This is a genomic window from Providencia sp. PROV141 (assembly GCF_028481645.1).
Lineage (GTDB): Bacteria > Pseudomonadota > Gammaproteobacteria > Enterobacterales > Enterobacteriaceae > Providencia > Providencia rettgeri.
In genome coordinates, this window is record NZ_JAMPPR010000014.1 from 108,767 (window position 1) to 121,892 (window position 13,126).

Annotated in this window: 9 protein-coding genes; 2 read left to right on the plus strand and 7 right to left on the minus strand. The window is 41.6% G+C overall.

The features are described from left to right. Window position 1: 1 nt before the first annotated feature. From folC to PSF09_RS09220, 7 genes are all read right to left on the minus strand, one after another. Window positions 2-1,291, minus strand: coding sequence for a bifunctional tetrahydrofolate synthase/dihydrofolate synthase (gene folC / locus PSF09_RS09190; RefSeq protein ID WP_210837019.1), 1,290 nt, complete (start codon window positions 1,289-1,291; stop codon window positions 2-4). After that, window positions 1,281-2,252, minus strand: a complete 972-nt coding sequence (accD, locus tag PSF09_RS09195) for an acetyl-CoA carboxylase, carboxyltransferase subunit beta (protein ID WP_210837021.1) — start codon at window positions 2,250-2,252, stop codon at window positions 1,281-1,283. Before accD ends, folC begins: the two co-directional genes overlap by 11 nt. A 104-nt stretch (window positions 2,253-2,356) precedes the next feature. Then, window positions 2,357-3,043, minus strand: a complete 687-nt coding sequence (locus PSF09_RS09200; RefSeq protein WP_042851864.1) for a DedA family protein — start codon at window positions 3,041-3,043, stop codon at window positions 2,357-2,359. Window positions 3,044-3,108: 65 nt separating this feature from the next. Beyond that, window positions 3,109-3,924, minus strand: coding sequence for a tRNA pseudouridine(38-40) synthase TruA (gene truA, locus PSF09_RS09205; RefSeq protein WP_210837022.1), 816 nt, complete (start codon window positions 3,922-3,924; stop codon window positions 3,109-3,111). Next, window positions 3,924-4,934 carry an aspartate-semialdehyde dehydrogenase gene (locus tag PSF09_RS09210; protein WP_210837023.1) on the minus strand — a complete coding sequence of 337 codons (1,011 nt, stop codon included), beginning with the start codon at window positions 4,932-4,934 and terminating at the stop codon, window positions 3,924-3,926. The genes truA and PSF09_RS09210 overlap by 1 nt, the downstream gene beginning before the upstream one ends. Before the next feature lie 74 nt (window positions 4,935-5,008). After that, on the minus strand, window positions 5,009-6,145 hold the full coding sequence (pdxB, locus tag PSF09_RS09215) for a 4-phosphoerythronate dehydrogenase PdxB (protein ID WP_272683795.1): 1,137 nt from the start codon (window positions 6,143-6,145) through the stop codon (window positions 5,009-5,011). Between the two features lie 86 nt (window positions 6,146-6,231). Next, window positions 6,232-7,044 (minus strand): helix-turn-helix transcriptional regulator, encoded by an 813-nt coding sequence (locus PSF09_RS09220; RefSeq protein ID WP_004912323.1) that lies wholly within the window; start codon window positions 7,042-7,044, stop codon window positions 6,232-6,234. Between the two features lie 101 nt (window positions 7,045-7,145). Between PSF09_RS09220 and PSF09_RS09225 the strand changes: the two genes are divergently transcribed. Beyond that, the gene (locus tag PSF09_RS09225; protein ID WP_004912327.1) at window positions 7,146-8,066 is read left to right on the plus strand and encodes a DMT family transporter; all 921 of its coding nucleotides are present in this window, start codon (window positions 7,146-7,148) and stop codon (window positions 8,064-8,066) included. Window positions 8,067-8,420: 354 nt separating this feature from the next. Then, window positions 8,421-13,085, plus strand: a complete 4,665-nt coding sequence (locus tag PSF09_RS09230) for a tetratricopeptide repeat protein (RefSeq protein ID WP_272683796.1) — start codon at window positions 8,421-8,423, stop codon at window positions 13,083-13,085. Window positions 13,086-13,126 lie beyond the last annotated feature (41 nt).

Here is a 13,126-nt window from a genome sequence, read left to right on the forward strand (position 1 = left end):
ACTATCCTTCTTGATTTTCCAATAACATCATGACGTGAGCAACGGTATGAAATGACCCGCACACCACAATCACATCTTGCTCGTTTGCATCGATGCAAGCTTGCTGCCACGCTTTTTCTACGCTGTCAAACTGGTTAGCTGTCGGTAAATGTTGACTCAGTTGAGCCACATCAGCCCCCCTAAACTCAGTTAATGGCGCAAGGTACCAATCGGTGACTTGTTGTGATAAACACTCAAGCGTACCTTTGATGTCTTTATCACCTAGCATCCCGACAACCGCACGAATATGACGACCTTTAGTTTCAGGTAAGGCAGCCAATTTACTGACTAAGTAGCCTGCAGCATGAGGGTTATGCGCCACATCCAAGATCATCAACGGTTTTTCACCGATAATTTGGAAGCGCCCTGGTAATTGAGCTGATTCCAAACCTCGATGAATAGCGGACTCAGTCACTTTTTGGGCAATATCAGCATCAATTTCCAATAAGCAACTCACCACACCGAGTGCTGTTGCTGCGTTTGCTAAAGGGACATTCGGTAACGGCAAATTATGCCATTCACGCTGTGAACTTTGCCACGACCAGCTATTTGCTTGCTCACTGTATTGCCAATCCGTCCCACGACGAAATAGCTTCGTGCCTAAATGCTCTGCCACTTGACTGATTGAAGCTGGCATATCCGGCTCACCAACCACACCATAATGGCCAGCACGGAAGATACCGGCTTTTTCATAACCAATATGTTCACGGTCTGAACCAAGCCAATCAGTGTGATCAAGTGCGATACTGGTGATTGCGGCTATATCTGCATCAACGACATTGGTCGCGTCTAACCGCCCACCTAAACCGACTTCTAAAATCACAATATCGAGTTTAGCCTGTTTAAATAATTGCAGTGCGGCCAGAGTGCCATATTCAAAATAGGTGAGAGAAATATCTGCTCGCTGAGCTTCAATTATGGCAAATGCCTCACAGAAATCAGACTCGGGAAGTTCTTGGCCTTGAATACGAACGCGTTCGGTATAACGGATAAGATGCGGTGAACTGTATACCCCAACTTTTAAGCCAGACGCCATAAATATGGACTCTAGTGTATGGCAAGTTGTCCCTTTTCCGTTGGTTCCCGTCACAGTGATAACTTTGGGGGCAGGCTGCGTTAAGTTCATTTTCCTAGCAACTTGACCAACTCGCTCCAACCCCATATCAATATTTTGGCTATGTAAGTCGGTGAGATAAGAAAGCCAAGCCTCCAATGGAGACTTGGCATTAGGAATGATTAGATTACTCATCATCTTTTTTATGCTTTTCAGAATCCTTTTTTGGCTCTTGGGCATCAAGTTCATCAACGGCATCGATGTCGATTTCAACCGTTTCCGCTACGATGATTGGTGTCTCATTAAAGCTTGGTTTATTGGTTAACATCGCCAATATTTCAGCTAAACGGTCACGCATCTCAGGGCGGCGAACAATCATGTCAATCGCGCCTTTTTCAAGTAAGAATTCACTGCGTTGGAAGCCTTGCGGTAATTTTTCGCGAACAGTTTGCTCGATAACACGTGGCCCTGCGAAACCAATTAACGCTTTCGGCTCTGCCACGTTAATATCGCCTAACATTGCCAAACTTGCAGACACCCCACCCATGGTTGGGTCAGTTAATACTGAAATGTAAGGTAAGCCACGCTCTTGCAGTTTTGCTAATGCGGCACTGGTTTTTGCCATCTGCATTAATGACAACAGTGCTTCTTGCATACGTGCACCGCCACTTGAAGAGAAACAGACCAACGGGCAGTTATCTTCCAGAGCTTGTTCAACAGCACGGACAAAACGCGCACCGACAACTGAAGCCATTGAACCGCCCATAAAGGCAAATTCAAACGCCGCAGCCACAACTGGCATACCTTTCAACGTGCCTTTCATCACGATGATCGCGTCTTTTTCACCGGTTTCTTTTTGTGCTGCAACAATACGATCTTTATATTTTTTTGAATCTTTGAACTTCAGAATGTCTTTAGGCTCAAGTTCGCTGCCTAATTCTGTTGTTGAGTTTTCATCAAGGAAGGTTTCTAAGCGCTGACGTGCGTGAATTCGCATGTGATGGTCACATTTTGGACACACGGATAAATTACGCTCTAATTCAGCACCATATAATACTTGCCCGCAGCTATCGCATTTAGTCCAAACTCCCTCTGGGATGTTGGCTTTGTGTGATTGGGTCAAGTTACCTTTCTTTAAAATTTTTTCAATCCAGCTCATTAATGGACCTTTTTGTCTGATTCACTCTGGTTATCACCAGTATGTAATTTTTTGCCATTAAACCACAATGATATCTCACTGTGGATAAAAACTTGTTAAACCATCTAGTGGTTATCGATTTTTTGCGCTGCCGCACGCTTTTCTTTCGCTGCTATTCGACGATGACGAATAATTTCAACAACGCCCGGCAAAATTGAAACAAAGATAATCGCGACTATCAGTAATTTCAAATTCTTTTGTACGAACGGTAATTCACCAAAGAAATAACCCGCATAAGTGAATAATAATACCCAAATAAATGCGCCCGTCACATTATAAAAAGCAAAGTGACGATAAGACATTTTACCCATTCCTGCAACGAATGGTGCAAAAGTTCTGACGATCGGCACGAAGCGCGCCAGTATAATCGCTTTACCGCCATGTTTTTCATAAAAAGCATGGGTTTTATCTAAATAAACCCGACGAAAAATCTTCGAGTCCGGATTTTTGAATAATTTCTCACCAAAAATACGCCCAATGGTGTAGTTTACCGCATCACCAATAATCGCTGCAGTAATCATTAACGCGACCATTAAATGGACATTCAGGTCATTGCTGTCTAATGACGAAATCGCGCCAGCAACAAATAATAACGAATCTCCCGGTAAAAATGGTGTGACCACTAACCCTGTTTCACAAAATAGGATCAGAAACAGGATACCATAGACCCACGTACCATAATCTCTGACCAGTTCAGCAAGATGTACATCGATGTGTAAAATAAAGTCGATAATAAAAGTGATAAATTCCATATAATCCTCATCAATAATAGCATCCATGCTATTTGCAATAATTATGAGATAAATAAAAATTCGCTTTACATCAGTTCATCTGCCAGAAAAAGCGGCCCCATCACATTCTGAGGTAGTTCAAACTTCTCTGGGTAATCGACACTCACCAAATACAACCCTTCTGCTCTTGCAGTTGCAGCTGCCTTTGTACGGTCTTTTAATTCAAGAAGATGCGCCATCCAATCAATGTTTTGGTTACCACATCCAATCTCCAACAGACTTCCGACAATATTTCTCACCATATGGTGAACAAATGCATTGGCTTTGATGTCTACCACCACATAATTACCGTGGCGACTGACATTCACATGCATCACATTACGCCATGGCGACCTTGACTGACACTGGACTGCTCTGAATGAGGTAAAATCACGCTCACCCAATAGTGCCTGTGCCGCTTCATGCATTCTTTTTTCATCGAGTGGATAATGAAAATGCGTTACGCCACTCGATAAAATCGCAGGCCGATAACGATGATTAAAAATCACGTAACGATATCGACGCGCTGTTGCACTAAAACGTGCATGAAACTCTTCAGCCACCGGTTTACACCAGCGAACAGCGATATCAGCAGGTAAATGGGTATTCGCCCCCATAGTCCAAGCCGCTTCTTTACGAATGGCAGAGGTTTCGAAATGCACCACTTGCCCGGTAGCATGGACACCCGCGTCTGTACGCCCTGCACAAAACACACTAATTGGCTCCGCTGCAATTTTTGACAAAGCTTCCTCTAAACAGCCTTGAACACTTTTAACTTCTTGCTGACGTTGCCAACCAAAATAACGACTGCCGTTGTATTCAATACCTAATGCGATTCGATACAACTGTGTAGACTCAGACATTAGTAAAACAGCTCCTGAGCCAGTTTCTCTGCTGTTTCTACCGCCATCAATGCGCCACCGAAACGCACGTTATCAGCCACTGACCAAAACTGTAAAATTTCTGGTATGCCGTAGTCATTACGTACACAACCTATGCTTAATTGGTCATGACCAGACGCGTCAGTCACCTGGGTAGGATAATCACCCTCTTCTGAGACCTGAATATCTTCAAAACGTTCAAGTTCTTCGTTAGCTTCTTCTGCGCTCATTGGGCGCAACGTTTCTAAATGAACGACTTGCGCATTCCCATAAAAAACAGGGGATTGAATAAAGCTAACGGCCACTGGTAAGCCATCATCTTGCAGTACTTTACGCACTTGCTCAACCAAACGACGTTCATGAACGACACTGCCTTCCATGTCAGTCAATAATGGCAACATATTAAAGGCTAATTGCTTACTAAAACGGCCTTCTTCAGCAGGAATACCATTTAATAAACGCGCACTTTGCCCTGCCAGCTCGTCGACAGCGGCTTTACCATAACTGGAAACCGACAACATATTGGTTAAGGTAATACGCCCTAACCCTGCCGCGTCCATCAGCGGTTTGATTGCCGTTAATAATTGACTCACTGAGCTGTCTGCCAATGAAATAATATTACGGTTGCGATAATCAGCGAGTACTTGCGGATTCACATTTGGGACAATCAGTGGTACATCGGGTTCTTGAGCAAATACGCCGCTAGTATCAATGACAATACACCCTTCCTGCGCCGCTAATTCAGCGTATTGTAGGCTGACACCTTCATTCGCTGCAAAAAAGGCAATTTGTGCCTGTGACCAATCAAAATCAGTCACGTTTTCAACTTGAATACTTTTGCCATTAAAACGTACGCTCTCCCCTGCACTACGCTCACTGGCCAGTAAATACAGCTCGCCGACTGGGAATTCTCTTTCTTGTAACAGTGAAATAATAGCTTCACCTACAGCACCGGTTGCGCCTAATACTGCAATATTCCAACCTTCAGTCATGGCTATTCCTCTAAAAAATAAAAAATTAAATAGCCCCAATTGGCGCTATTTAATAGGTGATCATTTTAACTCATTTATTTTGTGCTAACTAAACTTGCCTTAAAACCCAGTGCATTGAGTTTTGATGCCGTTTGTTCATCATCACAAATCACTTCAAGGGATGACCATTCACGACGTTCTTGATAATTTTTACGCAGTTTATCAAATTCGCCTTTTACCCCTGCAACCGCTCTTAACGCTGCGTCATCTCGGCGCACATCATACACGAGATGCACTAACCTTTTGAGCTGGTTTTGCGTTAATTTACCATTGAAAGTTAATTGACTGATATCTGGCTTAGGCAATAAGGATGAAAGGGAAATTTGTGACGATTTGCCGAGAAACTGGCAGTAAGCTTCATAAACTTGCGTCGTTCCTCGGGCTTTGCCTTCTAACGTATAGCCCGCAATATGCGGAGTACCGATATCCACTAATGCTAAAAGTGCAGTGTCTAAATCTGGTTCTGGCTCCCACACATCTAAGATAACGCTCAGTTTTTTTCCTAGATTAAGTACAGATAATAATGCTTTATTATCAACTACTTCACCTCGACTTGCGTTAATTAAAATGGTGCCATCTCGTAATTTTGCTAAACCCGTTTCATCCATATAATGGAAAGTTTGATATTCCCCAGACATATTCAGCGGAGTATGGAAGGTTATCACGTCAGCTTGCTTGAGCACATCTTCAAAAGAAACAAATAGCTCGTCGTCCCCTTTGGCTGCACGCGGTGGGTCACAGAGTAATGTTTTGACTCCCCAAGCCGATAACCTAGCAGCTAAACGCCCTCCGACATTACCAACACCAATAATTCCTACTGTTTTATCACGCAAATCAAAGTTGTCGCGTTCCGCTAGCAGTAATAGTGAGGAAAAGACATATTCAACGACCGCTATCGCATTACAACCCGGTGCTGATGAAAAACCAATATTTGCGGTTGATAACCACTCAGTATCAATGTGGTCAAAACCGGCTGTCGCGGTTCCAACAAATTTAACCGGTGTATTACCGAGTAGTGATTCATTAACCTTAGTGATAGAACGTACCATTAATGCATCTGCATCAATTAATTCTTGTTCTGGTATAGGACGCCCCGGTACCGCTTTCACTTCACCAAGCTCACTAAATAAAGTTTGAGCATATGGCATATTCTCATCGACTAAAATTTTCACGCTGTTGTCCCAATCAATCACTTGTTTGTTGTGTGTCGTTATATAGATAAGTGGAGCAATATTTTGCCACGGTTTAAGCCAGATGCCTATGAGAGGTTACCTTCTACTGTAAATTCTTTCGCTCGAAAACGGTCTGGTGTCACACCTGATATTTGCTGGAACATCGCAATAAAGGCGGATGCCGAGCTATATCCAACATCCAATGCAACTTCATGTACACTTTTTCCTTTTTCTAGCCCGGCAACGGCGTGTAGGTAGCGTAAACGTTGACGCCATTCACTAAACGACATTCCTAACTCTTGCTGGCAGCGCCTTGATAATGTGCGTTCCGATGTATAATAGCGTTTTGCCCATTGTGCTAACGTTGTGTTATCTGCAGGGTCACCTTGTAGCTCTAACAAGATAGGAGCAAGAAATTTATCTTTTGAAACAGGCAAATAAGTGTCTTGGCAGGGAGACAATGGAAATTGATCAATCAGCACATGAGCCAAACGCAAGTCTTGCTCTGTTTCAGGCTGAACAATACCGCGTTGATACATATCCGTCATAATTGATTGAAATATCGGACTAAGCTTAATCACACACGGCCGTTGAGCCAGCACTTGATTGTATTCATGAGCAAAATCTATAATCCGAAATTTGACACTTTCTTTATTAAAGCTAGCATGGGGGATATTCGCAGGGATCCAAATGCAAAACTCTGGCGGCGCTAAATAATGTTGGCCAGCCACCTCCATTTCCATGATGCCACACACCACATACAGCATTTGTCCAAAAGGATGCGAATGGGATTTATACTCAGTGAGGGCGGCAGTTTGCTCATGCCGAAAAGCAACCAATTCAGGCTCTGCGATATTACATTCGCTGATTTGCCAAATGTCTGATTTTAAGTTTTCCATGGTACCTGTCTGAAAAGCGTTATCGATTGTCTGGTTATCAGTATATATAAAAAATCGGACAGATGTATACTAGCGCCCATTCAATATGGGAGAGTGTTTTAATGAAAAATCTTCTTTTTCCGCTGATTGCGGTTTTATTATGGTCAATTAATGCCATTGTTAACAAAGCAGCATCAACCGCTATTGACCCTGCGGCAATCTCTTTTTACCGTTGGGCGCTGGCCTTGCTTGTAATGACGCCTTTTGTATTACGTTCTGTGCTTCGAAATTTTAAAATGGTCAGGAAGCATTGGTGGCAGCTTGCCATTTTAGGCGCTTTAGGGATGATGCTATACCAAAGTTTAGCTTATTATGCCGCGCACAGCGTGAGCGCTACTTTTATGGGAATTATGAACTCCATGATCCCATTACTAACAGTAATTATTAGTATTTTTGTACTACGCGTTATTCCTACCGTGGGGATTGTGCTAGGTTCAATTCTTTCATTATGTGGATTAGTGTGGTTAGTGAGCCAAGGAAGCCCAAGCGCGTTATTCTCACAAGGCTTAGGCCAAGGGGAAGCCATGATGTTGGTTGCGTCTGCGGCATATGCCCTGTACGGTGTGCTTACTAAACGTTGGTCAATCCAGTTATCCAGTTGGGACTCACTGTACGTTCAAGTTTTCTTTGGCGTTATCATGCTGTTCCCTAATTTCTTATTAGCTGAAGATGTCTCTCTGAACAGTCAAAATATCGGTTTAGTGGTATTTGCAGGTATTGCGGCTTCCATTATTGCGCCTGCATTATGGATCCAAGGAGTTATGCGCCTTGGGGCGAATACAACCTCCATTTTTATGAACCTAGCACCCGTTTTCACCGCCATTATCGCCATTTTTGCCTTAGGTGAAGAACTCAAAAGTTACCATTTAATCGGTGGTGGTGTGGTCTTACTCGGGGTAATGTTAGCGCAACAATTACGTACACCACTGACAGAATTATTCCGCCGTGAAAAAAAGGTGGTTCAAGAAGATTCTTGCCAGTAGAATAGAATTACAAAAGCAATAAATGCAATGTCGTCACTCATATGCCCCACTTTGTGGGGCTATGTTTGAAATCCTCTTCATTCCTTCGTTTATTTTCCTTTAATATTCCTCATTATTAATACTTTGTGACATTTTAAAATCACTCAATTCACCTTTAGTTCGCCCATCATTGGTATCATTTATCGGATTACCGTTTTTCAGATGAAGGATAATCCGATTGAATCATCTGGAATTCCAATTAGACTTAAGCAAAATCAAATACCCCTTTAGGAGTATAACTCCACTCAATAAGCCGTTATAGCGCGATAAATCTAAATGGATCGTGGCAAGTAACCACTATGATAAGGAATGACAATGACTAAGCCGTTTAAAGTTGGGTTGTTCGTATTGATAATAATTGCTGTAGCCATTGGCATTTATTTCGTCAATACCACCAACTCATCCTCTCCCTCACAATTAGGCTATGATTTATATCAACAAGGTGAATCTCAAGCTGCGTTTGAACAATTCCAAAAAACCGCAGAGAAAGACTCACAATCCGCTTTCGCCTTAGCGATGATGTATAAAGACGGTATTGGCACGAAAGCCGATGATGTGGCAGCTCAAAACTGGCTAATTAAAGCGGCGGAAGCTAACAATAAAAATGCGTTATATAACCTTGGCTTTTTCCGTTATAAACACCTAATAGAAGACACTTCAACAGATGAAAATGGGTTAACCTCTTTAACTAAAGCCGCTGACCTCGGTGTAAAAGAAGCACAAGAAATGGTTGGAGGTATTTATTTAGCTGATAAATACGAAGAAGTACCGCAAAATATCGAACTCTCTCGCCAATATTTTACGTTGGCCTCTGACCAAGGCTCAAGATTGGCCAAATTTGCCTTGGGTTATATCGCTCATGACATAGAGAATGACAGTAAAAAAGCCGTTGAAATATTAACACCGCTTGTTAGCAACGACTTTCCCTTACCCGCGATGTTACTCGCATCAATTTATGAAGATGGCGGTAACGGCGTACCACCGAACCCGTTACTAGCCAAAAAGTACGAACGCCTCTCTTTTTCCTCTGCGCTAGAATACATTTCTGGCGCAAGTGAATTAGAACCAGGAGCTTTATCATTGTATGGCTCACAAACAGAAGAAGAAAAACAAAAAGTCATCACTAATTTAGAAGAGCGTGCTAGCCGTGGTGACGAGAACGCTATCTATGCTCTGTACCAAAAATATATGACTGGCGATGGCGTGCGGAGAAATAAAAACCGTGCGATGGCTTATATCCGGCCGCTTGTTGAGGCCAAACAACCTAAAGCCTTATATTTAAATTACCAAGCCGACAAAGATCGTATTCAGGATTTAACTGATGCCGCTGAAGGCCAATATCCTCCCGCAATGTATCAGGCTTATAAAGTCTATTCAGGCAGTACATTTAGCGACGTTAAGCGTGATGACGCTTTAGCTGAAAAATATCTCACCGGTGCAGCAGATCTTGGTGATTTAGACGCGCTCGTTACCATCAACCAACGAGCGATTTCCAGTTACGAGTTTCCAACCCGAAAACTCAGTAATACTGTCGCTAAATACACCCCTATTTTAATAGAAAAATATCCGAACTCCGCAGAAGCTTTAATGGTAGCCAGTGATGTTTATAGTGTTAAAGGCAGTCCGTTGTTTTCACCAGAGAAGGCCTTCGCTGCTCTAGAAAAAGCAAATCGTATAGATCCCACTTATGATGCTCAAGTGCAATTAGCACGTTATTATATTATTGCATTTGGTACTAAGCAGGATGTGCAAAAAGCGGCTAAGTTACTCATCGACAACCTTAATGCAAACGGTTATCCATCAACCGCTGAGCGCCTATTAGTACAATTATATTATCGCTATGATATTAAAGCACTTATCGATGAAAAAACGATTATCGATATCCTCAAAGAGGATGTCATTAAGCGCGAAAATTATTCCTTAGCTTATTTATATGCTGATTACTTACTCAAAGAGGATGCAGAAAAAAATAGCGATCAAGCTTTTGATTTATATGAAAAATCAATTAATCGCAATTATAATAGCCAAGTTTATTATGCCGCTGCATTATTAAAATACCGACCAACAGAAACCGATAAAATCGCTAACCTAGTTGTCAATGTACTCCATTCACCTCAAGCACAAGCTGAATTACGCCCACATGAGCTACAAATCGCTCAAGATGTTTTGTTAAAAACTGGTTTAAATCGCGCTGACACAAAAGCAATTTTGGTAAAAATGGCGTTATATGATAACCATGCTGAGGCACAAAAATTAATTGAGCCACTCATTAATCATGATGCTGATATCACCTATTTATACGGGATCAATAAACTGACTCAATTAACTCAAGTTGATACGTTAAGTGATGCTGAAATAAAACCAATATACGATTATATTTTAAAGGCGGCAGAATTAGGCAGTGCATCCGCTTATTTATATATCGCACAAAACCTTGATGGCGTCACTTATCACAATGATAAGGCGTATTATAAATCTCGCTTCCAACAAATTACTGGACTGACTCAAAAAGATTTAATTCCTCAATATAAAAAATGTGCAGCACTTAAAAACAACCGCTGCTTATATGAGTTAGGGGAAATTTACCAAGAAGGTAACTACGGGGAAGATGCCAATTATGATACCGCCCTTTTCTATTACAACCAGATTTCTGATCCTGATTATAGCTTTTTAAAATCGCGTAAACGAGAAATTGAAAAATCTAAAGCCTCGTTTGCCAATATTCAAGTAAAAGTGAAGCAAAACGACCCTGACGCGTTACGCACACTGGCCAATGCATATAAATATGGTAATTATGGACAAAAAGTCGATCAGAAAAAATGGCTTGAATATTTAGAGAAAAGTGCAAAATTCAATCAAGAAAACGCACTTGAAGAGCTCATTGATTATTACCAACAAGATCAATACCTTGATGCCAATAAAGCGAAAATATTAGGTTATTACGACCAATTAGCCGCCCTTGGTAGCAAAGACTATACCCGTAAACTGGCACATCAATATTTAAAAGGTAGCCAGCTTGTTCAGCCTAATCGACAAAAAGCACGTGAGTATTACCTTAAATCAGGCAGTTGGGGTAATGAATTCATCAAGTACATGGATGATTATGATATTGGCATGAAAACGCTCAATGACAGCCCTTCTGCAAAATACAAAGTGGGCCGAGCTTATTTCTATGGCCAAGGTGTCAAGGAAGATCGTTTTGAAGCGGCTAAATACCTAAAACAAGCGAGTGATGAAGGGAATGACTACGCCATCGCACTCTATAGTGAGATGCGCTATATGGGCGTGCTAAATGACGAAAAAAACGCTTGGTTAATGGCACCTGATTGGGATGAAGCCATCATTTATTTACGCAAACATTCTAATCCAAAACGGGTTGATGATTATATTGAAGTCTATGAAACCCTCGTTGTTCCTGCCCAAAAAGGCGATACAGCCGCTTATATTAAACTCGGGGATTGGTATAGTTCGCGCGGTAGAGATCTCGCGGCGCAAGATTGGTATAAGAAAAGTATCAAGGCTGGCAATTTAGCCGCTTATCAACCCCTTGATTCAGTGACTGAAGATAGCCAAGCAAAACGTCAGAATTACATTGAAGGTACGGCTCAAGGAGACCTTTTCTCTAAAATTCAATTAGCCCAAACTCATTTATATGATAGCGAAATTCTTTCTGGCTCTCCTGAATATGATTTAGCCATTCAATATCTACAAGAAGGTATGAAATCAACCGATGAGAAACTTTCTAATAACGCCTTCAATGCGCTGGTGGATTTGTATCGAGATGGGATTAAAGATGAAAAAAGGAAGCTCAACCGCCCCAAAGATGAACAAAAATATTTAGCGTTGCTACTCAGTGAAGAAAACCATCGTACCGGAGCACTAGTGAACTTGTATCACTATTATGCCAATAGTGATAACACTCGAGCCTTAACTTATTTACAACAGGCTTATGATAAGGGCGATTTAGCCGCAACCAAAAAGCTCTATCAGATCTATTACCCCGGTAAATATTGTAGCAACAGCGATAATGTAGATATGGATAAAGCAAGCCGATATTTGAAGGAGTGGATTGAAAAAAGCAATTTCCAGAAAAATACCGACAAACACTATATTCATTATCCAGAAAGTCTTTCTGAAGAGATGGGAACCACCTATTTAAAAGGCGATTGCAATGTTGATAACAATATCGACAAAGCCATCGAATGGTATAAAATTTCGTTATATTACCATCCAACATATGCACTTGACGCAATTTATGAAGCATATGTAGAAAAAGGTGATGCCAAACAAGCCTATTACTACGCATTGCAACTTGATAAAAAACCAAGTTCTATTGAGCTAATGGATAAACTTTCAGCTCAAGATAAACAAGAGGTTGAGAAACAAGTTGCCGATGAAAAAGCCTACGAGAAATATGGCCGTTTTGCCGAGCAAATTGAAAAGCAGCGAGTCGAAGCTGAGGCAGGAGACAAAATGTCAGCCTTTTCATTAGGTATCGCTTACGCACGCGGAGAACGTGTCCCCGAAGATACACAAAAGATGATCTACTACTATGAATTAGCAGGGAAAAATGGCTACCCTCGTGCTTATAATATTTTAGGCAATCTTTACCGTAAAGATAATGAGCGTGACATTGAAAAAGACTTCCCGAAAGCGCTTTATTATTTTGATTTAGGCGCGCAACAAAATGACAGTAATACTGCACATTTAGCTGGGGATATGCTCTATTTTGGCCAAGGCATGCCAAAAGATTATGTCCGCGCAGCAAAATATTACGATATGACAGACCTTGAACAAGGTAACCACCACGCTATGGCAAAATATAAGCTCGCTTATATGTACTATAACGGCTGGGTAGGTAACAAAACCAAGGAAGATATCCAAAAAGCCCATGATTACCTTGAACTGGGTGCTAAGTACCAAGATAAGGATTCCATTAAAGCTCTCAAAGAGTGGGATTTCAGCCTAATTCATAACTAATTGAACTATGAAGGCGCTAATTTCCTTTGGCGCCTTTATCT

Bases quoted from the DNA above. Each gene is read 5' to 3' on its own strand.
- folC (WP_210837019.1), bottom strand. From the start codon at position 1,291: ATGATGAGTAATCTAATCATTCCTAATGCCAAGTCTCCATTGGAGGCT.
- accD (WP_210837021.1), bottom strand. From the start codon at position 2,252: ATGAGCTGGATTGAAAAAATTTTAAAGAAAGGTAACTTGACCCAATCA.
- PSF09_RS09200 (WP_042851864.1), bottom strand. From the start codon at position 3,043: ATGGAATTTATCACTTTTATTATCGACTTTATTTTACACATCGATGTA.
- truA (WP_210837022.1), bottom strand. From the start codon at position 3,924: ATGTCTGAGTCTACACAGTTGTATCGAATCGCATTAGGTATTGAATAC.
- PSF09_RS09210 (WP_210837023.1), bottom strand. From the start codon at position 4,934: ATGACTGAAGGTTGGAATATTGCAGTATTAGGCGCAACCGGTGCTGTA.
- PSF09_RS09220 (WP_004912323.1), bottom strand. From the start codon at position 7,044: ATGGAAAACTTAAAATCAGACATTTGGCAAATCAGCGAATGTAATATC.
- PSF09_RS09225 (WP_004912327.1), top strand. From the start codon at position 7,146: ATGAAAAATCTTCTTTTTCCGCTGATTGCGGTTTTATTATGGTCAATT.
- PSF09_RS09230 (WP_272683796.1), top strand. From the start codon at position 8,421: ATGACTAAGCCGTTTAAAGTTGGGTTGTTCGTATTGATAATAATTGCT.